The organism is Clostridium senegalense, assembly GCF_018916625.1.
In the GTDB taxonomy this organism is placed as follows: Bacteria; Bacillota; Clostridia; order Clostridiales; family Clostridiaceae; genus Clostridium_J; species Clostridium_J senegalense.
On sequence record NZ_JAHLNC010000007.1, the window covers coordinates 128,959 to 153,251 of the forward strand.

Annotated in this window: 21 protein-coding genes and 1 other annotated feature; of the genes, 2 read left to right on the forward strand and 19 right to left on the reverse strand. The window is 26.5% G+C overall.

The features are described 5' to 3' along the window. Positions 1-62 precede the first annotated feature (62 nt). The 9 genes from KQI36_RS12715 to KQI36_RS12755 all read right to left on the reverse strand — a co-directional run bounded on the left by KQI36_RS12715 (position 63) and on the right by KQI36_RS12755 (position 9,543). Entirely contained in the window at positions 63-869 is an 807-nt protein-coding gene (locus tag KQI36_RS12715) for a YhfM domain-containing protein (protein ID WP_216451183.1), read from the reverse strand. Between the two features lie 192 nt (positions 870-1,061). Next, a complete protein-coding gene (locus tag KQI36_RS12720; RefSeq protein WP_216451184.1) occupies positions 1,062-1,637 on the reverse strand; it encodes a hypothetical protein in 576 nt (191 codons plus the stop codon). 294 nt (positions 1,638-1,931) lie between these two features. Continuing rightward, the gene (locus KQI36_RS12725) at positions 1,932-3,347 is read right to left on the reverse strand and encodes a DUF7922 domain-containing protein (RefSeq protein ID WP_216451185.1); all 1,416 of its coding nucleotides are present in this window, start codon (positions 3,345-3,347) and stop codon (positions 1,932-1,934) included. Positions 3,348-3,565: 218 nt separating this feature from the next. Then, positions 3,566-4,417, reverse strand: a complete 852-nt coding sequence (gene rsmA / locus KQI36_RS12730; RefSeq protein WP_216451186.1) for a 16S rRNA (adenine(1518)-N(6)/adenine(1519)-N(6))-dimethyltransferase RsmA — start codon at positions 4,415-4,417, stop codon at positions 3,566-3,568. Beyond that, on the reverse strand, positions 4,410-4,961 hold the full coding sequence (gene rnmV / locus KQI36_RS12735) for a ribonuclease M5 (RefSeq protein ID WP_010293896.1): 552 nt from the start codon (positions 4,959-4,961) through the stop codon (positions 4,410-4,412). The genes rsmA and rnmV overlap by 8 nt, the downstream gene beginning before the upstream one ends. Before the next feature lie 430 nt (positions 4,962-5,391). Further along, positions 5,392-5,679 carry a hypothetical protein gene (locus tag KQI36_RS12740; protein WP_216451187.1) on the reverse strand — a complete coding sequence of 96 codons (288 nt, stop codon included), beginning with the start codon at positions 5,677-5,679 and terminating at the stop codon, positions 5,392-5,394. A gap of 99 nt (positions 5,680-5,778) precedes the next feature. Next, on the reverse strand, positions 5,779-6,798 hold the full coding sequence (locus tag KQI36_RS12745; protein WP_216451188.1) for a resuscitation-promoting factor: 1,020 nt from the start codon (positions 6,796-6,798) through the stop codon (positions 5,779-5,781). Between the two features lie 436 nt (positions 6,799-7,234). Then, positions 7,235-7,999, reverse strand: coding sequence for a TatD family hydrolase (locus tag KQI36_RS12750; protein WP_216451189.1), 765 nt, complete (start codon positions 7,997-7,999; stop codon positions 7,235-7,237). 32 nt (positions 8,000-8,031) lie between these two features. Further along, positions 8,032-9,543 (reverse strand): DUF445 family protein, encoded by a 1,512-nt coding sequence (locus KQI36_RS12755; protein ID WP_216451190.1) that lies wholly within the window; start codon positions 9,541-9,543, stop codon positions 8,032-8,034. Between the two features lie 506 nt (positions 9,544-10,049). On the opposite strand from KQI36_RS12755, the gene gltS reads away from it, so the two are divergent. Continuing rightward, positions 10,050-11,234, forward strand: a complete 1,185-nt coding sequence (gltS, locus tag KQI36_RS12760; RefSeq protein ID WP_216451191.1) for a sodium/glutamate symporter — start codon at positions 10,050-10,052, stop codon at positions 11,232-11,234. A 413-nt stretch (positions 11,235-11,647) separates the two neighbouring features. After that, entirely contained in the window at positions 11,648-12,418 is a 771-nt protein-coding gene (locus tag KQI36_RS12765; protein ID WP_216451192.1) for a histidinol phosphate phosphatase, read from the forward strand. 63 nt (positions 12,419-12,481) lie between these two features. On the opposite strand, the gene rbr is transcribed toward KQI36_RS12765, so the two are convergent. The 10 genes from rbr to KQI36_RS12815 form a co-directional block, all read right to left on the reverse strand. Beyond that, entirely contained in the window at positions 12,482-13,075 is a 594-nt protein-coding gene (rbr, locus tag KQI36_RS12770; RefSeq protein ID WP_216451193.1) for a rubrerythrin, read from the reverse strand. 158 nt (positions 13,076-13,233) lie between these two features. Then, on the reverse strand, positions 13,234-15,168 hold the full coding sequence (gene metG, locus KQI36_RS12775; protein WP_216451194.1) for a methionine--tRNA ligase: 1,935 nt from the start codon (positions 15,166-15,168) through the stop codon (positions 13,234-13,236). Positions 15,169-15,232: 64 nt separating this feature from the next. After that, positions 15,233-15,483: a binding site (T-box leader), on the reverse strand. A gap of 143 nt (positions 15,484-15,626) precedes the next feature. Then, the gene (locus KQI36_RS12780; protein WP_216451195.1) at positions 15,627-16,952 is read right to left on the reverse strand and encodes an erythromycin esterase family protein; all 1,326 of its coding nucleotides are present in this window, start codon (positions 16,950-16,952) and stop codon (positions 15,627-15,629) included. 253 nt (positions 16,953-17,205) lie between these two features. Beyond that, positions 17,206-17,880, reverse strand: coding sequence for a phosphate signaling complex protein PhoU (gene phoU, locus KQI36_RS12785; protein WP_216451196.1), 675 nt, complete (start codon positions 17,878-17,880; stop codon positions 17,206-17,208). A gap of 18 nt (positions 17,881-17,898) precedes the next feature. Beyond that, entirely contained in the window at positions 17,899-18,654 is a 756-nt protein-coding gene (pstB, locus tag KQI36_RS12790; RefSeq protein WP_199869259.1) for a phosphate ABC transporter ATP-binding protein PstB, read from the reverse strand. A 14-nt stretch (positions 18,655-18,668) separates the two neighbouring features. Further along, on the reverse strand, positions 18,669-19,493 hold the full coding sequence (pstA, locus tag KQI36_RS12795; RefSeq protein WP_216451197.1) for a phosphate ABC transporter permease PstA: 825 nt from the start codon (positions 19,491-19,493) through the stop codon (positions 18,669-18,671). Position 19,494: 1 nt separating this feature from the next. Next, complete coding sequence (gene pstC, locus KQI36_RS12800) at positions 19,495-20,388, reverse strand: phosphate ABC transporter permease subunit PstC (RefSeq protein ID WP_216451198.1); 894 nt, start codon at positions 20,386-20,388, stop codon at positions 19,495-19,497. A gap of 208 nt (positions 20,389-20,596) precedes the next feature. After that, positions 20,597-21,430, reverse strand: a complete 834-nt coding sequence (locus tag KQI36_RS12805; protein WP_216451199.1) for a phosphate ABC transporter substrate-binding protein — start codon at positions 21,428-21,430, stop codon at positions 20,597-20,599. Between the two features lie 269 nt (positions 21,431-21,699). Beyond that, positions 21,700-23,358: a hypothetical protein gene (locus tag KQI36_RS12810; protein ID WP_216451200.1), complete on the reverse strand. Its 1,659-nt coding sequence runs from the start codon at positions 23,356-23,358 to the stop codon at positions 21,700-21,702. 15 nt (positions 23,359-23,373) lie between these two features. After that, positions 23,374-24,291, reverse strand: coding sequence for an ABC transporter permease (locus KQI36_RS12815; protein ID WP_216451201.1), 918 nt, complete (start codon positions 24,289-24,291; stop codon positions 23,374-23,376). Between the last annotated feature and the right edge of the window lie 2 nt (positions 24,292-24,293).

Here is a 24,293-nt window from a genome sequence, read left to right on the forward strand (position 1 = left end):
TTAATAGTGTTTACTTAAAACTTCTATATATGATTCTTTTAATTTTCTAAAACTAAATATAACTAAAAGTTTTCTGGTTTTTCTTTAGTTATATTAATATTCCAACCACCATTTTCGTATACGTCATTTATATAATAAATTTGATCATTGGATCCTGCTTTTCCTGAAAATGTTATTATACCTTTATACTTAGTTGACGTATATCCTTCTGTTTTTAAACTCATTACCGCATCAAACTCTTCTTCTTTTTTATCACCAATAAGAGTTACATTATTTAACTTACTTAAATTCTTTTCAAATTTAAGCAAATCTGTTGATAATACAAACTTAGCCATTTCTAAATCTTTATCTAAGTTGACAGCAACTTTTAATCCTTTGCCTTCATTATTTAAATATTGATCTAGACCCTTAAGTATAGAATTGTAATAAACTTTTTCAAAATCTAAAGGCTTTCTTATATTCCAAAAGTTCTTTATTATATCATTATCCAACCTTTTAGAAACTATATAATTATTATTTCCATCATAAAAATTAGCACCTTCAGCCTTATCTAATCCTGTAATATAATTAAATTTATGTATATTTTCAGGGCCTTCATATATTTCAAAAACATAGTCTGGTGACAATGTACTCTTTTCATCAACTTTTTTTGCCTTTAAAAGTATTTTATAAATATCATTTATTACATCTTTATCCGTAACAGTAAACTTATAGCTTTGATCTCTTGTACTTTGAATTGTTATTTTCATAACATTGCTATTTTTCATAAAACCAAATGCTCCATTATCTTTTTTTAAAGAACATCCATTTAAGGCAATCATAGCAATAAAACATATTAGGATTATTAAATATTTTTTATTTTTTTTCACATTAGCCCTCCAAAAATCATTTAAATTTATTTTCATATATTTATCTTTTTATATATGATTCCAAAATCACCATCTAATTTATACATTTTTCAAACTTATATTTTCTGTATATCCATATTAATAAAAGAGAAGCCAATGCTCCTCTTTTATTAATATCTTTATTATAATACTTGTATGTTATTTAATCAAACATTAATTGTACTGAATATTTTTTACAATTTTATCTAACAAAGTAGGTGTATTTTCTTTATAACTTTTATCATCCATATAAAAATTAATAATTATATTTTTATTGTTTAAATTTATTATATAATCATAATTTCTATACACTTTGCTATCTGATAATTTATTTTTATATTCTATTAAAGTTCCTTTACCATTTTTAAATTTAATAGTTCTTTTTTCATACTCTTTTATCCCTAAAGACTTCAAGTTATCACTATGCTTCTTTAATAATTCATTTTGCTTAAATTCATCTTTATATAACTTAATATTTCCTTTTATTACTCCATCATCAGAAATAAATTCACTATTATATTCTATATCGTTTCCTCCCTTACTTTCACTGTTAATCCATGTATCAGGAAGGCTATAATTAATATTTTTATTAATCTTGTATATTTTAAATGAAGATATATTATTTTGTGTTAAAGTAGTTTCTTTCAATTTATCTTGAAAAAAATTTCCTATTCCTATTACCATTATCATAAGCCCTACCATAATAATTGCTAACCCAGTTTTTTTTCTATCAAATTCATTTAAACTCATATTTTTATCCCCCTAAATATTACTTATATATGTTAATTACCTTATTATGAAACTTCATATTACATTTCTTTAATATAGAAACTTTTCATTTATAGGATTTCAAAATAATACTTCATGTTATATATTTCGAATTTTGGATACCCAAAAGAATGAACTATTAACGGAAACACTTAAAATTTAACACTACATTTTTTATAAAAATATTTTAAAGTTGAATAAGTTTAAAACTCCTCTTAGAACCCTATATGTACTTACAAACTATAATTAAAAATGAAGGGGTCTCCCCCCTCATATTTATTTTTTCACAGGCACTACTACTGTTGAATTCTTAAAGTCGTAGAACATCATCCAATATCCATAATCATCAGTTTTTTTGCTTGGCATCCATGTAACAAATCCAGTTTTACCTCCATATGGCTGCTCATGTTCAGATTTTTTACCTGGGATTGCATAAATAAGATACTTTAAATCACCATTTTTATCGTGTTTATGACCTATCATACAATGTTTATATTTTGAAATATATGGATAATAACATATTAATGGGTAGTATACTACTGTATATTTTTTATAATCATTTATACAATACATATCTTCTAACTGATATATGTTTACTCTATACCATGTACAATTCTTAATTTCATCATATCCTAATACCTTCTCAAAATCTTTAACTATATCCTTAAAAAATTTATTCATTATCCCTTGGCTTTCATTAACCATTTTTTCATTTAAGTTAAAGATATTTTCCATATTATGATACTCTTCATGCAAATCTTTTTTATCTTTATCATGCTTTTCTTTTTTATTTGCTTTCTCTTCTTTAGATTTATTTTCATGTTCATGTTCTTTACATTCTTTGCATTGTTGACATCCCTGACATTCTTCTTTTTCCTTTTTCTTTGATTTTTTTTCTTCTTTATGTTCTTCTTTACACTCATTGTCATGTTCATGTTTTTTCTTATGTCTTTGTATTTCATTTTCATCTAATATATCAAATTCATCATCATTAACTTGATATAAGTTTGCAGCATTTCTATCTTCTTGTGTTTGTGATTCACTTCTTAAAATTTCTTTTTCATCTTTTCCCATAGTTTCACTTTGTAAACTATTTACCTTACCTATAATTTCTTCCGCTGTAAAGTTACTTTGAGAGTTCACATCTTCTTTCATTTTTTCTATATTTGCTTGTCTTTGTAAGTCGTTTTTCTTCTCTTCAATTTCTTTCTCATACTGATCAAATTTAGTTTCTACATCTTGTTTTCGTGATAAACTTTCCTCTGAAATTACTCTAAAATTTTTCCAATCCTTTGATACTTCATTAGTTATAAATCCGCTCATAATAGATTTCATTCTATTACTGCTTAGAGATATTATTGCAGAACCACTTATTTTATCTAATGACATGCCTGTGTTGCCTATATTGTTAACATCATATTCGCATGTAGTATCTGCCTTTCCATTATCGTCTATGTTCAACTTTGATATGTTTATTACATTTTTAACATCATCTTTATCACAGATTAATGCCATATAATAATCTTTATCATTCTTTTTTAAATTTTGAACATAATAAGACAACTTACATTTATTATTTTTAACTTCTATTTTCGTGTAACCTGATGGCGCTTTATCAGAAGTCAATCCGTGACCTTTTTCATCTTCTTGCAGAATAATAAAAAACCTACTATAACTTTTTTTAGATGCCACTTTTGCTACCTCCATTTAATTTATACACTATAAATATATGAAACTATCCTATAAAAAATGATAATTTTATAATATATCTAATATCTCTTTTACTATCTTATTATTTTATTATTTAAATAATTCCTCTTTTTAAAATTCATATAACATATAAAAAAAGTTACAAATTAGGTTTTTACCTACTTTGTAACTTTTAAAATTATTTTATAATTCTTTAAATACTATATGTTATTTCTATTTTTTTCATCATATATGGCATCACTTAACTTTCCGAACTCTTCTATAGTTAAAGTTTCACCTCTACGTTTTGGATCTATTCCTGCAACATTAAACGCTTTTTCTAATTTTTCTTTTTCCAATCCTATATTTTTCATACCATTCCATAAAGTTTTTCTTCTCATATTAAAAGATTGACGTATTACATTAAAAAACAACTTTTCATCTTTTACACTTATTCTAGGCTTTTCTAACTTATCTAATCTGATTACTATAGAATCTACTTTAGGGGAAGGTATAAAACATGATGGTGGTACTCTTCTAATTATTGCAGTATCACAATAATATTGTACTAATAATGAAAATGCACCATAATCTTTTGTACTAGGCTCTGCATCTATTCTTTCTGCAACTTCCTTTTGTATCATTATTGTTAATGATTTAAAATTATACTCACCATTTAAAAGATTTGCTATAATTGGAGTTGTTACATAATAAGGTAAATTCGCTACAACTTTAACACTTTTTTCATCACCAATTAACTCTTTATAATTCACTTTTAATGCGTCTTTATGTATAAGATTAAATGTTTCATAATCTTTAAGCTCCTCTGTTAAAATAGGTATTAATCTATCATCAAGTTCTATACTAGTAACTCTTTTTGCTCTATCTAACAATTCAACAGTAAGTGTTCCTACACCTGGTCCTATTTCTATAATATAATCATCTTTACATACAGCTGCACCTGATACTATATCTTCCAACACCGTATCATCTGTTAAAAAGTTTTGTCCTAAACTTTTAGCAAATTTAAAATCATACTTATTTACAATATCTTTTGTAGTTAAGTTACTCATTATCTATCTCCTTTCCAACCTTCTCCATAGCTTTTACAAATTCTTCTTTGCTTATCCCATAGTTATTTAATCTTGTAACAAATTGAGTAGCATTACCATAACCAATTCCAAGTATATTTCCTAAACAATCTCTTCTTTCTTTTGACCTACTATCTCCAGTTAATTTAAAATAATACATATCTTGAATATTAAATTCTTTACGTACATCTTTCATCTCACACTTTGCATTTTTAAGTGCTCTAATTATAGTTTCTGGAGAAGCATTTTCAACTCCTATATCATCACCTTTAGTTCCATCCTTTTGGCTTATATAAGCATGCTTTATTCCTGAAACTCTTTTTGATATTATTTTTCTTATTTTTTCTCCTGCAAAATCAGGATCTGTTAAAACTATTACCCCTTGTCTTTTTTGTGCTTCTTTTATCTTATTTATACTATTGGCATTTATACCAAAACCACTAACTGAAATTACTTCTGCTTCTACAGCTCTTTTTACAGCTGTAACATCATCTCTACCTTCAACAACAATTACTTCTTTAATCATTACATTCCTCCAAGATTTATAAGATATTTTCTTAATATTAAAGATGCTATATAGTAGATAAAATCCTAAGATTTTTTACATAATTTTATATTTTCTAAAACTAGATTACGTTAAGTTTCGAACATCTACTATATAGCATCCTTTAAAATTCAACACTACATTTATCATAAAATATTTTAAGCTATTGAATAAATTTAAATGCAAGTTTGTTTCCCTATAAAACTTATATTTATTTTATAAGACACTTGAATTCTAACTTTAATATTATAACTCATTATATATGATATGAAAAGTAAGCCTACTATTATATAAATTATTTACCACACTATAACAGTTTTATATTAGTATTCCTATAAATGCTTTATTTTAAATAGTTTTTATATTTATTTTTATAATAATTTAAAGTAACTCTAAACAATGTAATTTCTACTTAAATATACTCTTTTAATAGTTCTTGTGCTAAATTATTAATCTCTTCGTGGATAAAATTCAATTCATTAAGTTCTCCACTTTTAAGAAGATAAACCTCTTCTGCTATTTCATATGCTTTAGATATGAAATTATCATATTCTTCGTCCTCTATACTATTCAATTTATCATTTATAGGTTTTGGAAAATACACTTCATTTTCTACCCCAAATTCATTTATTGATTCTAACTGTTCCAACATAGCCATAACAATTGTTATAACTTCATTTATTGTAAATTTAAAATTCATTTATAACTCCTTATTTCAAATAATATTTATATACATTAAATTATATTTTCAATATTACAATCTAAACTTTTGGGAAAAGAAAAAATAGGAGCCTAGCTCCTATTTTAAAATATAAACTTTAACGTTTCTTCTTCCCCAATTCATAGTTTCACTATAACTATTAAAGTAAACATCAATTATATTTCCTTTAATTGCTCCACCAGTGTCTTGAGCTATTGCATAACCATAACCTTCTATATATACTTTAGTTCCTAATGGAATCACTCTTGGATCAACTGCAATAGTACTATATCCGTTCGGATCACGAACACAACTTGTACCAGATGCTGTTATTCCATTATCATTGCCTCTATCTGCTGTATAGGCTGTGGATTCCATAACCACCATATCAGTATAATTTTCCTCTGCTCCACGTGAAGTTCTTACAGTTGCTAAAGTACCAACGTCTACTATCTTATTTACTGGATTTTTTTTAACTTTTTCACCTACTACTTTACGTGAAACTTCTTTTCCATTTTCGTAAACGACTTCTGAGGTTATTAATTTTTCCCCATTTTGGCCTTCTTGAACTATATTTTCAGTACCTTCCGCTAAATCATTATTTTCTCTTTTTTCTACTGCATAGTCTAACGACTTAACTTCATTTTTAACTTCTTTGGCTACTCTTGTTACATTTATTTTCATTCCATCTTGCAGAAGTTCGTCTTTTGTTGGTGATATTTTATCTAAATCATTTATTGCAATTTTTTTAGAATCTAACATATTTCCCACGTTATCTTCTGATGATTTAAATTTTAATACCTTGCCATCAACATTAACTTCAACATCTACAGCTTTCTTTATATAAATTTTGTCTCCATCTTTAACTTTACTGTCTAATGCTACAGATACCTTATCAAATGATTCTACTTTTATTTGTTGTTTATCTAATATTTTTCCTAAATCACTTGCTAATGTTGTTATTTGTACTTCCTGGCCATCAATAACTACTGATATAGTTTTTTTCATATTTACTATAGTAACTGCGCCCCCTATAACAGTAACGCACGTCGCTACCGCTAGAGTTTTTTTCCAAGACTTAAAAATGCTATTTAATCTTGTTTTTATATTACTAATCATAAAAATACCTCCCTTAGACAAGAGTACCTCGAAATTATACCTAAGATTTTTATTCCTGTCAAATTTCAAACTATTCTCTTGTGAATTGACTCCGTAAATGCATGAGTTTTAATCATACCTCACGACTTGTAATTGCAGATAAATCAATCCTTAAGGGTAGACTTAGTAGAAGACTTTTAATAAATTTTTTTGATGATGTTAATTAAATATATTACTTAAAATAATTAATTATTACTTTATAACAGTCAATGTTTTAAATTATTTTACAAATTCTTTTAAAAATACCCTTTAAATTTTTTCATTATAAGTCATATTAAAGTATATATTCCAAGTTATTCATCTACAAAACAAGCTACTTATAACTTAATTTAGATACCAATGAAAATATTTCATTATTTATTACTTCTATGGAACAATAGTAAAAATTATTAATAGATTATATACTAAATAACTTTTTTGTGTTTAATATAGTTATATTTTCTACATCTGTTTTATTTATACCTTTTATTTCCATAATATTTTCTATAATATATTTTATATAATCTGATTGATTTCTTTTACCTCTATTTGGTGTTGGCGCCATATATGGACAATCAGTTTCAACCAATATTCTTTCCATTGGTATTTCTTTTACTACTTCTTTTATAGTTTTAGCATTTTTAAAAGTAACAACACCTGTCACCCCTATATAGTAACCTAACTTTATACATTCCTTAGCAAATTCAACACTTCCAGAAAAGCAATGAACTACTCCTGTTACATCTGGGTATTCCTTCATTATATCTAATGTATCTTTGTGTGCATCTCTATCATGTATAACTACTGGAATTTTAAGCTCTCTTGCAAGTTCCATCTGCATTCTAAAAGCCTTTTGTTGAATATTCTTTGGTGGATTTTCCTCCCAATAATAATCTAGACCAATTTCACCAATAGCCTTTACCTTCTTATTATTCTTATAAATATCCCTTAATTCATCTATTAATTTTTCATCTACAATATCAGCATAAGATGGATGAATACCAATTGCTGCATAAATGAAGTCATGTTTATTAGACAATTCCACTGACATTTTCATGCCATTGAAATCTGATCCACAATTCAAAACTCCAATAACACCATTGTTTCTTATTTCTTTTATAACTTTATCTCTATCCTTATCAAAACTTGCATCATCATAATGTGCATGCGAATCAAATATCATAATAAATTCCCCCTAACTAGTTTATATAATTACTACAGAATAGTTCCTAAAATCGGTGATAATAATCCCATAATTCCTCCAAGTAATCCTCCAAGCCATGTTATAGCTCTTAGTTCTTTACTTGCAATTTCTAAAATTAATTTTTCTGCAAATTCTACTTCAAAGCTGTTAATTTTATCTTCTATTATTCTCGATACATTAAAACTATCAACAAGTTGTTTACCACTATTTTTCATAAATCTATTATAAACTTCAACAATATTATTTGATATATTATCAATTATTCTTTCATCAACACTAACTAAAACCTCTTTAATTTTTTTACTTTTAATTACTGTTATCAAACTTTCAACCATTGAATTTACACCATTTTTAATAATATCATCCTTTAAAATATCCTTATTAACAATATCTATTATTTTATTAATTAAATCCTTTGAATCTATATTTACTGTTTTTAATACTTCTTCTATATTATTTTTATTTTCAAATAATCCATTTTGAATTTTAATAGCAAAACTATCTACAACATTATTGTCTTTTGCTTTAGTAACTATTAGCTTTGATATATTATTTACAATTTCCTCTTTATTTTCTAAAGAAATGCTTTTTAAAACTTCGCTTATAGACTTTTCCGAAAAGCTATCTATAGCATTAGTTATCAACATAGATAAATCATCTACATTTTCTTCATTTGATAAAAAAGCATCACCATATTCTAAGACTTTATCATATATAATATCGCTTTTCAAAAACATAGCTATCATAGGACTCATTCCTGATATAGCTTTGTTTATACCATCTTTAATTTTAACCTCTGTCTTTTCGGTTCTTAATATATCTTTTAAATACTGTGCTATTTTTTCACGGTTATCACATGCATAAACTTTTAAAGCTATTATTAATCCTTCTGGTAATACATTTTTAATTTTATCTTCTGAGTCTTGTAAATTTTTTATATTTTTTTCTAATATGTTATTAATATTTGCAATTAAATCTTCACTGTCTAAATATTCATTACCCTTATGTATTAAATTGTTTTTAAGTTTATCATAATCCTTGTGCAGCAATACTTCTTTAGGATTCTTTTCTATAATTTTTAAAAGTTGTTTTTCAATAACTAAAGAAGATTCTCTTTTTATTTTTTCATTAATTTCAGAGTTTAAAATAGTTGATGAAATACTTTCTTTTAAAGCATTATCAATATTTAACTGTAAGCTTGTATCTAATATATTTCCAATTGTTTTTTCACTTTCTTTAACTCTTAAAAACTTATTCTTAAAATACAATTTAATAGAATTGCTAATTTTTTCGCTACATAATGAATCTATAATTGTTTCTTTATCAAGCAGATGGTCTCCAACAGCATCTCCAACACTTTTAGCAATTCTATCTTTTTCCTTTGGTATTAATCCTGGGGTAAAAGGTACTTTAATCCCAAGAAACCTTACCTCTTTATGTGGTTTAAATAACATCTTAATAGCTAACCAGTTAGTAAAATATCCTATTATGGCTCCTATTATAATACCTATTAAATATTTCAAATTTATCACTCCTTTAATTTAATTGTAAATAAATGTATTGATATTCTTTTAACATTGATATCAGCTTTTATTACAATTTTTGTAACATTTTAATAACATATTAATATTTAGTCCACTAAATATTATATTCTATTTCCTTAGTTTATCCAATTCCTTCATATATTATATAACATAGTTTTTTTATATTTTTTTCTTTCATATTAAAAAATAATATGATATTATTTTATCTTAACATTTTTTTATTTACATTTAAATATAAATTCACCATATTTGATAAAACTTTAACTATTTCCTTCATTTATCAGTATTTTTAGCCTAATTCAAAAAATGAAATAATTTTCAATTTCAAAACTAGTATATTTGAAAAAATTAGACATTTTATTGTGTTAACATAAATTATTCTCGAAATTTGGCTTATTTTACATTTGACTGAATTTTTTATATTATTGTAATATTGAATTGTAGTACTTTTTATTTTAATTAATTATATTAAAGGAGGATTATTAATGGTTATTGATTTAAGTATGATTCAAACTCTAGCAGTAGCAATAGTTTTTTACTATGTTGGATCTTTTTTGAAGAAAAAGGTTTCACTTCTAGAAAAGTTTTGTATTCCTGCCCCTGTAATAGGCGGTCTTATTTTTGCAATTATAAACTTTCTACTTAGACAATATAATATTGCAACTATAAACCTAGATGTAACATTACAAGACCCATTCATGCTTGTATTCTTTACAACAATTGGACTTGGTGCTAGTTTTAAACTTATTAAACAAGGTGGAAAACAAGTTATAATGTTCTTTATAGCAGCAGTATCTTTAGTTGTTTTACAAGATATAGTGGGAGTTGCTGTTTCAAAACTTATAGGTGCTAATCCACTTCTTGGCCTTATTGCAGGTTCTATTACTATGACTGGTGGACATGGAACTGGTGCAACATGGGGACATACTTTTGAAACTCAATATGGACTAGCTGGTGCTTCAGCTACAGCAATGGCAGCTGCAACATTTGGTCTTATTTGTGGTAGTATTATCGGTGGACCTATTGGAAAAAAATTAATTCAAAAGAATAATTTAAAAAGTGATTCTCTTGAATATGCAGCAGCTACAACTACTGCAAAAGAAGAACTATCATATAAATCATTATTTACTACACTATCAATAATATTTATATGTATGGGTGTAGGTAGTATATTAGAAATCTTCTTCACTAAAATAGGTGTAACACTACCTGCATATATAGATGCTATGATAATTGCAGCTATAGTTATAAATTTTGGTGAAGTAACTAAGAAATTTAAAATCAATACAGCTTGTACTGATGCAATAGGAAATATCGCATTAAACGTATTCCTTTCAATGGCTTTAATAAGTTTACAATTATGGCAATTGAAAGAGACGGCTGGACCACTTCTAATATTACTAGGTTGCCAAGCAGTATTAATGTTCATATTCGCATACTTTATAACATTTAGACTTATGGGTAAGGATTATGATGCTGCTGTTATGTCTGCAGGTCACTGTGGATTTGGAATGGGTGCAACACCTAATGGTATGGCTAATATGGATGCTGTTACTTCTAAGTTTGGACCATCTCCAAAAGCATTCTTTATATTACCAGTAGTAGGCGCATTCCTTGTTGACTTTACAAATTCTGTTATTATAGCTATATTTGCTAACCTTTTTGGCTAGCTTTAAAGTTGAATAAAAGAATTTAAAACATATAAGTTTAAGAATAATTTTGTATTTTAAAATATCACAATTTAAATAAAGTTTTAGAACTATTTTAATGAGAATTTAATTTTTATTAAAATAGTTCTTTTTTATATTAATGTACCTTAAGTGGTATAATTATATTGTGCATTTACTTTTGTAGGGTTCCAAATTAAAATTTAAGTTTATTCATTTATCAAATGAGAAAACTCAAATTAATATTTCATCAATATTTTAGTTAAAAGTTAAGAGTGAATAATGACCAGTTGTGGTTATTACTACTCACTTTGTTCCTAGTAATTTTCAACTGATAACAAAAATTTGATGTATAAATTTAAGTTGGAGATTGTATCCCTATATAAACTAATTATTAAATTTAAGGCGGTGTTTATATGTTTGATACCCACATACATACTAACTTTTCTAGCGATTCTGAAATGAATATAGATATTGCTATAAAAAAAGCTAGAGAATTAAATTTAGGGTTAACTATAACTGATCATATGGATTTAAATTATCCAGATAAAACAAAATTTAAGCTTAACATAGATAGTTATTTTAACCACTATATTAACTATAAAAGCAATAATTTACTTTTAGGCATTGAACTTGGAATGGATGAAAATTTTTCAGATGAAAATTTAAATATTGCAAAGAAATATGATTTTGACCAAATAATTGGATCTCAACATTCTGTAAATGGTATAGATATTTTTGATAAATCATTATACAAAGGTAAATCTAAAGACTATATCTTTACTACATATTTTACTGATATGATAGCTTCTATTAATACCCATAACTATATTGATATTTTAGCTCATATAGATTATATATGCAGATATTGTACTTTTCAAGATAAAGAAATGCATGTAAGTGAATATGGTGACTACATAAAAGAAGTTTTTAAACTTTGTATTGAAAACAATGTAGTAGTTGAACTTAATACACGAAGATTTAACGATGATAAAGCTATTAAATCTTTAAAAGACATTTATTCAATTTATACTTCATTAGGTGGAAACCTTGTTACTATTGGTTCTGATTCTCATGTTCCTGAAAATATAGGTAGATCTTTTAAAGAAGCTGTTGATTTTTGTAATGTTTTAAATTTAAAACCAGTACATTTTAAAAATAGAAAAATAGAATATGAAAAAATATAAACAAAAACTATGGAATTATACATTTATAAATATAATTCCATAGTTTTTTATTTAAATTATATATTATTGTTCAGTACCATAATATCTTTGATAATATCCTTGAGGATATTTACACAATGGACATGCAAGTGGTGCTGTTGTTCCTTCATATATATATCCACAATTCATGCATCTCCATGAAATCTGCTCATCTCTTTTATAAAGTTTATTTTCTTTCATAAGTTGATATAGTAATTTATATCTTTCGTAGTGGGATTTTTCAACTTCTATTATATGCTTAAATGCTATAGCTACTTCCTTAAATCCTTCTTCTTCTGCTATTTTCTGAAACTCTGGATAAACAGTAGTCCATTCATTATTTTCTCCATTAGCTGCATAATTTAAATTTTGTTCTGTTGTTCCTGTTGCTACTGGATAAGTTCCATCTTCTATTAACACTTCAGTCTCTGGTGTCAACGCTTGAGCTAATAAATCAAAAAATACTTTTGCATGGGCTCTTTCGTTATTTGCTGTTTCTGTAAAAACATGGTATAAATATTCATTATTTTCTTTTTTAGCCACTTCTGCATAAAATGTGTATCTGTTTCTTGCTTGAGATTCTCCAGTAAAAGCTCTCATAAGATTTTTTTCAGTTTTACTACCTTTTAAAGTTGGCATATAAAAACACTCCTTTTAAATCTATTCTATAAATTAGAATTCCCTAAAATTTAAATATAATTCTTATACAATGCCTTCTAAATATCCAAAATTTTTATAAATTATAATTTTTAAAAAGCAAAAACTGTCTCGTTTGGAGACAGTTTTTATTACTTATACTATTTTACTATGCTTCCAGCTGGAACATCACCAGGATTTACGGCAAATAATTTACCATCATCATCAGTTGATGCACATAGTATCATACCTTGCGATAATTCACCTCTTAATTTTACCGGTTTTAAGTTTGCAACTAGAACCACATTTTTACCTACTAATTCTTCTGGTTTATAATGCTGAGCAATTCCAGATACAACTTGTCGTATCTCTCCACCTAAATCAACTTTTAATTTTAAAAGTTTTTTAGCCTTTTTAATTGGCTCACATTCTAAAACTTTAACAACTCTTAAATCTATTTTATCAAAATCATCTATTGTAATTTCTTCCTTTATAGGTTCCATTTCTTTAATTGCTGCTGCTTTTTTAGCTTCTTCTGCAATCTTATCAAGTTCTGCTAATTTAGCTTCAACATCTATTCTTGGGAATATAGCTTCGCCTTTGCAAACTTTAGTTCCAAAAACTGTTCCATTAAATTCTTTTAAGCTGTCCCAAGTTATATTTGTTGCATTTATTTGTGCATTTATTTTCTCACTTGTACTTGGTAGGAATGGAGAAACTAAAACAGAAACTATTCTTAAAGACTCTGCTAAATTATATAAAACTGTAGCAAGTCTTGGTTTTTGTTCTTCATCTTTTCCAAGAACCCAAGGAGTTGTTTCATCTATATATTTATTTGTTCTTCTTATTAATGTCCATATATGATCAAGTGCAGCAGGTGCATTAAATTTATCTAAAGCTTCTTCTGCAAGTTTAGGAGTATTTAATGCAAGTGAAATTAGCTCTTCATCTAAAGACTCTTTTACTTGTGGCTCTGGTATTACTCCATCAAAATATTTTTCTATCATTGTAACTGTTCTTGAAAGTAAGTTTCCAAGGTCATTTGCAAGGTCTGAGTTTGTTTTCTTTATAAATATTTCATTGTTGAATAGCCCATCAGCTCCAAATGGAATTTCATGTAATAAATAGTATCTTACTGCATCTACACCAAATTTATTAACTAAAATAACTGGATCTACAACGTTACCTTTTGACTTAGACATTTTTCCACCATCAACAAGTAACCATCCATGACCAAATACTTGCTTTGGTAGTGGCATATTTAAAGCCATTAACATTATTGGCCAATAAATTGTATGGAATCTTAATATATCCTTTCCTATTAAGTGAACATCTGCTGGCCAATATTTTTCTAAAAGCTCAGTATTTTCACTATTATATCCTAATGCAGTTATATAGTTTGATAATGCATCTATCCAAACATATATAACATGACCTGGATCAAATTCTACAGGTATTCCCCAAGTAAATGAAGTTCTTGATATACATAAATCTTGTAATCCCGGTCTTAAAAAGTTATTAAGCATTTCATTTTTTCTTGACTCTGGTTGTATAAATTCTGGATGAGTTTCTATATACTCAATTAATCTATCAGCATAATTAGACATTTTAAAGAAATATGCTTCTTCTTTTGCCTTTTCAACTGGTCTTCCACAGTCTGGGCATTTTCCGTCCACTAATTGTGTTTCAGTCCAGAAAGATTCACATGGTGTACAATATAGTCCTTCATATGAACTTTTGTATATATCACCTTGATCATATAACTGCTTAAATATTTTTTGAACAGCTTTCTTATGATAATCTTCAGTTGTTCTTATAAATTTATCATATTTAATATCCATTAATGTCCAAAGACTTTTTATTCCAGCAACTATTTCATCTATATATTCTATCGGTTGAACGCCCTTTTCTTCTGCTATTCTTTGAAGTTTTTGACCATGTTCATCTGTTCCTGTTAAGAACATTACATCATGACCTGTTAGTCTTTTAAATCTAGCTATAGCATCTGCTGCAACTGTAGTATACGTATTTCCTATATGAAGATTTGCAGATGGGTAATATATCGGTGTTGTAATATAAAACGGTTTTTTACTCATTTTTATTCCTCCTATGATTATCTTAATTTTATACAAATAAAAAGTCTCTATACGAAATTAATCGTATAGAGACGTAATATACACGTGTTACCACTCTAATTTATACTTACCTTACAATAAGTACCTCAACAAGTGACTCAACCCTAAAGTATTTATCACCTTGCAATATATCGGTTGCCACCGTACTTTCCTAACTATTGCTCAGAAAGTCTGCTCCAAGGCCATGTTCATAGTGTTTTCTGACGCTAGCTTTCACCTACCCTAGCTCTCTTTGGACATTATTATCACCATTACTCTTCTTTTCATAGCATTATTTCAATATTTATTAATATAATATGTTAAATCAAAAATTCTGTCAATATAAATTTTAATATTTATATACGTTTTATTATATTATATCCATTAAAACTTTAAATATAATTAAATTAATTAATTTTAAGTATATTTAAATGAAATTTTTAATGTTCACTAAAATACTCCTTAATAGCTTTTTCTGGATACCATTTAATTGGTGTTGGACTTTCTATTATTATTTCTGCTTGAAAATAATCTGTAGTTACCCCTTTATTAGATTCAAATAATTCTTCATCATTATATACATCAATAAACGTAAAACATTCTTTTAAAATTTTCTTTTTATATGGACTTTTTTTATTATCTAATACAATTATTCTATTTCCATTTTCTATGCCTGCTTTTTTTAAAGTTTCTTCTAAATCTGTAGTAATACTATAAAAACTATAAGGTGATAGATCATCATAATTATACGCCTCACCATTTTTATACAGTGTATTTATACTATAAATCTTATCTGTAAAATTAGAATCTTCTTTAAGATTTGCACCTAAAAATTTCACATTATTTATTTCTTTTTGATAAATATGATCCATACCATAATGAAGATAATACTTTCCACCACCAAAATGGTCATATATTTTTTTAAAGTTTTCATAGTTCATTTTATCTCTTGCTTCATAGAATTCTTTATTATTACTTATTCCACCATCTATTAGTGGAAGTAATTTAGAAGTGTTTTTTAAATTATTTAGTATACATTCAAAATTGAATACCTCTTCTTTATTTAATGATTGTATATATATCTCTTCATTTTCCTTTATATCTTTCTCCAAATCTTCAATTGCTTTTAAAAATGTGCTACTTCTTTCACCATTAATCATTTCTTCTTCAGAACATTCTAAAACCTTATTTATTTTTTCTAACTGATCTTTAGGAATATTATTATATTTATTTTTTATGTGTTTAAAGTAATAAGTTATGCTGTCACCTTGTTGTCGAACATCTAGTCCAATTATAATTAATTTTCTGTCTTCCGGTAAATCTTTATTTTTTAAATATAATTTTTTTGCCAATTCCTTTGAAGACTCATCACTCATAGCTCCAAATACTCCGTTTTCAAAAATATCATCTAATAATTTTTCATCTCCGGTTTGTAAATATTCATTTAAAAGAGTTCCTGATGCTTGCCCACATTCCATTAAAAAGTATTTTAAATCCCAATTATCCATTAAATAATTTGCAAATTTATATTGAATATCTGCATTTTCATTAATACCATGATTCTCATTTGTGCACACAATTGTTTTATCTTTTATATTATCTAATATTAAATCTAAATCTTTGTTATCCTTAATATCATTGAGATTTAATTCTCTACTATTTTTTTTAACATAATCAACATTATTCATTGGCATGTAATAAATAATTCCCACACCAATAGCAATAATTATAATGATTATCCCTATAATTATTCCTTTTTTCTTCATGATAAATCCCCCTTTTAACAAAAAAATTTATATAAAGTTAATTTTTACCACTTCATATGTTTTTCATTATAAAACCATTAAACATAATTTTATTAACTAGTTTTATACATTTTGTAAAGTTATCTTTTTTGCACTTTTATTTAAATAGAATTAAATTTTTATATAGTAAAAAAACTGCTACTCATAGATTTTTCTCTATGTTATAACAGTTTTTATAATATGCCTTTTATATTTATAATGTAACTTCATTTTTTTACAATCTATATCTTTTTCCTTTTATATAGTACATAACCTCTTCAACTATGTTTGTTACATGATCTCCTGCTCTTTCTAAATGTTTGTTTACCATTATAGCTTGCAAGTACTGATCAATTTCTTGTTCATTTTCTGTTTTCTTAATTCCTTGAACAAATTTCTTTAAATTTGATTTATAAATATTATCAATTTCATCATCTAAAGTTGCTGCAATTTTAGCATCTTCTAAGCTTTCATTTTCATAAGCGTCCATTGTCTTATTTATCATATTTGTCAAAATTGAAATTGCCTTTATAAACTCGTTATTTAAACTTTGTATTCCCTCACAATTAGATGTATTAAAAGCTAGTATATAATTTGATATGTTTTTAGTATAATCTGCTATTCTTTCAATTTCAGTAGATATTTTAATGATTGTTATTATAGTTCTTAAATCTATTGCTACTGGTGATTGTTTTGCTATTAATATTACTGCCTCATTATTTATTTCATCATTTAATTCATTAATAACAGAATCCTTTTTTATTATCTTTAAAGATAACTCCTTATCATTTTCTTTAAGTGCTTTAACGGTGTTTTTATACATTTCTATTGTAATGTTCCCCATACTAGTTAATTTCTCATTTAGTTTTAAAATCTCATTTTCAAAGTTTTTTCTTATATTAGCATTCATTTAATCCCCTCCTCATTTTTAACCAAATCTTCCAGTTATATAATCTTCCGTTCTTATATCTTTAGGGTTTGAGAATATACTTCCTGTATTATCGAATTCTACTAATTTACCATTTAAGAAAAATGCTGTTTTATCTGATATACGAGCTGCTTGTTGCATATTATGAGTAACTATTACTATAGTATAATTATCTTTCAATGATAATATTAGTTCTTCAACTTTCAATGTTGAAATAGGATCTAATGCTGATGTTGGTTCATCCATAAGAATTATTTTAGGCTTCATAGCTATTGTTCTTGCTATGCAAAGCCTTTGTTGCTGACCACCTGACATTCCCATAGCCGATGCTTTAAGTCTATCTTTAACCTCATCCCAAAGTGCTGCTGCTTTTAAGCTTTCTTCAACTATTTTATCTAAGGTAGCTTTATCTCTTACCCCATGTATTCTTGGTCCATACGCAACATTATCATATATACTCATTGGAAATGGATTTGGTTTTTGAAACACCATTCCAACTTTAGTTCTTAATGCAATTACATCATCATCTTTGTATATATCTTTACCATCAACTTCTATTTTACCTATAACATTAACATTATCTATCAAATCATTCATTCTATTTAAAGTTCTTAAAAATGTTGACTTTCCACATCCTGACGGTCCGATTAATGCTGTAACTTCATTTTCTGATATATCTATATTAATTTTAAAAAGTGCTTGTTTTTCACCATAAAATAAATCTAAATCTCTAACAGAAATTTTTTTGTTATCCATAAACTCACCTCTTTTTAATAATTTCCTTTAGTAAATCTTTTAACTATAAATTGAGATAATAAATTTAATACCAAAACCATAACTATTAAAACAATTCCTATAGCTGCGGCTAACCCTATATCTCCTTGCTCTTTTGTAACTAAGTATGCATGAACAGTAAGTGTTCTAGCACTAGACATTATATTTTCTGGTATAGCTACTGCAGTTCCTGCTGTAAGTAATATCGCTGCTGATTCTCCTATAATTCTTCCGATTGATAATATTACTCCTGAAAGTATTCCTGGCATAGCTGCTGGTAAAACAACTTTATACAAAGTTTGAAACTTTGTAGCACCTAATGCTAAAGAGCCTTCTTTATAAAATGATGGTACAGTTTTTAGTGATTCTTCTGTTGTTCTTATTATTACTGGTAATATTATTATTGCTAATGTTAAGCTTGCCGCTAATATGGAGTAACCCATTTTTAATATGGTTACAAAGAATATAGAACCAAATAATCCATATATTATAGATGGTATACCAGCTAACACTTCTGTTGAAAATCTTATAAATTTAACAATTACACCTTGTTTTGCATATTCTTGAAGATATATGGCCGATAATATTCCTACTGGCACTCCCACTAAAAGAGATAATCCAACGGTATATAGTGTTGTTATTATCATAGGAAGTAACCCACCCTGGCCATCTGATGAATAATTACTAAATAATAATTTGAAATTTATTACTCCTATTCCCTTTGCAAATATAAATATTAATATTACTCCTAATATTATTACTGTTAAAATAGCCGATAGCCATAATAAGCTATTTAGAAAAAATCCTTTTATTTTTCTCATTCTACTTACCTACCTTTGAAGAAAGTTTTAAAATAGTTAAGTTAATAATCATTATAAATATAAACAGCACTATACCTGTTGCGAATAACATATCTTGATGAGTACCAAATGCATATCCCATTTCTAGTGCAATGTTAGTAGTAAGAGGTCTAACGCTATCTGCAAATCCTCTTGGTATTATTACGCTATTACCTGCAACTAAAATCACTGCCATAGTTTCTCCAATCGCTCTTCCAATTCCTAATGCCACTGCTGCAAGAATTCCTGATTTAGCTGCTGGAAGTACAACTTTAAATATAGTTTCTATTTTAGATGCTCCAAGGGCTAGTGATGCTTCTTTATAACTTTTAGGTACTGCTTTTATAGATGTTTCTGCTACTGTAACTATTGTAGGTAGCATCATTATAGCAAGGACTATTATAACTGCTAGCAACGTTTGTCCTTTCGGTAAATTAAATAAATTTTGTATTGTTGGTACTATTACAGCTAATCCAAATACACCATAAAGAACTGATGGTATCCCTGCTAATAACTGAACTGCATTTGATATTACTACTCCTACTTTTTTAGGTGCAATTTCAGATATAAATAGTGCTGTAAAAACTCCTACTGGAGCTCCAATTATTACAGCGCCTAGAGTTCCATAAATTGATGCTAATATCATTGGAAAAATTCCAAATTTATCACTACTAGGAACCCATTTTTGTCCAAATATAAATTCTGTAAAAGAATATCCCTTTGATACAAATGGTTGAAACCCTTTATAAAATATAAATCCTATAATTAAAATTAAACTTATTACCGATATTAATGCACATATTAAAAATATTTTTTGTGATAACTTTTCTATAAAATATTTTCGTTTATTATTTTCTTTATTTATATTAAAATCCATTCACTTTCACACCTCTTTATACTGTTATAATTTAATTTATTATGCCCAACAGTTATTAACTATATTATATAAAGTCAATGTTAAAGCAATGTTTAGACTGTGTTAATTCAATATTTAGTCCATGTTAAAAATAATTAACATTTCTATTTTAAAATAAAAAATCTATGCACATTTTAAATTGCATAGATTTTTATTTTATTATATCTTATTATGGATTTATTCTTATTGCTCCACTAGATTTAACTATATTTTGACCATCTTCACTTAATATAAAATCTAAAAACTTTTTATCTTCCTGTGTAAAATTTTCTTCCTTATAAATTACTATAAAAGGTCTTGATAATTTATAAGTGTTTTTTAATACATTTTCCTCTGTAGGCTCTACTCCATCTATATGTTGAGGTTTTATAGTGTCATCTATATATTCAAAGGATATATAACCTATAGCATTTTCATTGCTTTTTACAATATTTTTAATACTTCCATTACCATCTGTTATTATTGCATTTTCTATTTGTTCTTCTGGTTTAAAATCTACAATTTCTTGAAAAGATGTTCTTGTACCTGAACCATCCTCTCTAGATACAACAACTATTGGTTTATCCTCTCCACCAAGTTCTTTCCAATTTGTTATTTTTCCTGTATATATCTCTTTTAGTTGTTCTAAGCTTAAATTATTAATGGTATTCTTATTATTTGTTATAATTACAATACCATCATAAGCTATTATTTTTTCGTCTAACCCTGAACTTTTTTCTTCTTCTTTAATATTTCTCGATGACATGCCTATGTGAGAAACTCCATTTATAGTATCTTGTATTCCTGCTGATGATCCAATTGCTTGTATTTCTATATCTAAGTCTTTATTACTTTTTTTATAAAACTCTGCTTCCTTTTCCATTAAAGGTGAAACTGATGTTGATCCAGATATTTTTATAGTACTATTACTAACTGTCTTTTTTTCACACCCTGTAACTGCAAAGACTATACTTATAGCCAATGACGCTGCAATTATACCTTTAAGCAACCTCTTTTTTTTCATCATATACACTCCTAAACAATCCATATTAATTATGTAGTATTCCTAGTAAAAAAGTTTTTATTCTAATTCAATTTTACTTTTAATTCACATTATTTTTTAATTCAATATACCTTCTTTACAAAACTTATACTATATTAACAATGTTAAAGTAGTATTAAGACTATGTTTAAACTATGTTCAGATTATGTAAAGAAAATTTAACATATATATACTAAAATAAAAAACAGTTTTAAGATAAAGACATATCTCTATCTTAAAACTGCTTTTTTCTACATTATAATTGGTACATATAACATAAGTGTAAGCATAGAATCTATGCATATTAGTGGTGATATAGCAATAGCCAAAACATAATAATCTAAATCGAACTTATATTTTCTATATCCATATATAATTAAAGGTATAGACATAATAAGACATATAATTGTTCCAACCTTAGCCGTAAAATAAGGTGGCATCATATCTTTATATGACATGAAAAAAAATCCATTTATTAAAACTGTTTTTAATAGAATCATTAACATATAACAAATAATAAATAATGCTTTTCTAACTCTATCACTTAATTTAAATTCTATAACTGATATTATAGATACTATTGATATTATTATTAAAATCCAAGAAGCTCCCATTGGTATCATATAAAATGCCCCTGTTAAAATATTTTGTATAGTTATATAAATACATGTTTTTAAATCTCCATCTCTGTAACCTTTAGTAGCTTCTATAAATTTTTCATGGGTTGAAATCAGTTCTAATCGAGCATTACCTTTTTTAATGCAATCTACATATGCAATATAATTTCCATCCCTAGTTGGTAATATTGAATCTCTAGAGGTATTAGTATTAATATTTATTAATTTAGGATTTACTTTATTCATATATTCAAGCTGTCCTTCAACATATTCCATAGACACTTCAACTATTTGTCTTTGAGTTCTGTGCTTTGAGTTGCTTACATCTGCACTAAGAATTAACTCATCACTTTCTCCTGACACTGTACTAAAGTCATCACTTGAAGCAAGGTATTCTTCTTGTTTATTTTTTAATATTCCTGTATTTGGAGGCACAATTATACCAAATTCACCTCTAAACACTTGTTTCATTTCTTGTTCTTCCTTAGATTTTTTAGAATCTATTTCAAAACTATGGGTTTCATAACTTGGCTCACCTTCATGAGAATATTTAACTACTAAAATACCAGTATTATCTTTGACTGCTAGCTTAGACTCAAATATTCTTATTTTAGAAGTTTCAGCACTACCAAATGCAAACTTCGGATCTGATGGTATTCCATTTTCCACAGTAATATATTTAAACTCTAAAGAATTTTCTAAATATGTTATTATATACTTTCCATCATAAAAATTCCCTGCTACTGATTTTATATTTTTGCCAATATTAACTTTAGCCACCTTATTAATTTTCAAGTCAGTAACTTCAACATAACCATCATAAAATATAGCATAAGCTTCATCTGATAACTTTACAAAATCTTGAATGTTTTCTTTTAAATTTTCATTTATTATATTTAAATTTTCATCTATCTGTATTTCTTTTATAAATCTATTAGTGTCCTTATATATGGAATAGTGCAAATATATTTTTTCACCTTGTTTATAAAAATTAATTTCTCTAGGAATTTCATCTAACTGTTCAATAGTTTTAGTTTTTAATTCTTTACCTGAACTATCAACAACTTTAATTTTCAAGTCATTGCCACTTTGGTACGCTACTATTGCATTATTATTAAAATCTAAAACTGCCGGTTTCTGTTCTATATCTCCTTGTTCTACCAAAACAGCCTTGCTCCATTTGTCTGTATGATTAGGAACAATAACATCACTATTTAATTTATTATGAAATATAAATATACCTATAATAAATATAATTACAAAACCTATAGTTATATATCTCTCTTTTTTCACCCTTCTCACCTCCAACTAATCTATAATAACTTCTTCTGGATCAAACGCATCTCTTAATGCATCACCTATTATATTTAAGCTTAAAGCTAATATAACTAAAATAGCTGATGGTATCATAATTGAGTATGGATAAAATAATAACATTCCTGCATTAATTCTTATCAATCCACCTAATGTTATAAAATATACAGATGATCCTAATCCTAAATAACTCAAAGTTGATTCCAAAAGTATTGTTGAAGGTATTTCTAAACTAATCATTATTATGCAAGTGCTTAAAACATTTCTAAAAAAATGGTTACATAAAACTCTGGAAGTACTTGCACCTAATGCTTTAGCCGCCAAAATATATTCCTGTTCTCTAACTTTTAGCAGTTGTCCTCTAACTATAAGGGCTATATTGCCAACTCCCCACAAAACCATGGCCATTACCAATGATATTAAAGTACTACCTGTTATACATATTAAAACTACTAGTATTATTATTACGTGTAAACTTGTAAGTATTTCTATTATTCTAACTATAATTTCATCTATCAATCCACCATAAAAACTACATATACCTCCAAAAACTACCCCTATAGAAATATTTAAAAAGGTTACTAAAACAGCTATAATTAATGTGTGCTTAGTAGCTAGCCATACCCCTGCATACAAATCTCTACCATCTGCACATGTTCCAAACCAATATGTAGAGTTTGGTGGGCAATATACGTCTTTAAATGTTTCTATATATTCAAACTTTCCAAAAATAGGACAAATTATCATTGCTAACAATAGCAAAATAAATAAGATAACCGCAAATATAAAAAGTTTATTTCTTAAAAGTTTTTTTCTAACAGATGCCCAAAAACTTAGTCCCCCCCTATGATATGCCTCTTGATTATCTTTACAACCTATAATTTCAAATTTTTCTTTCCTTAACTCTAACATAT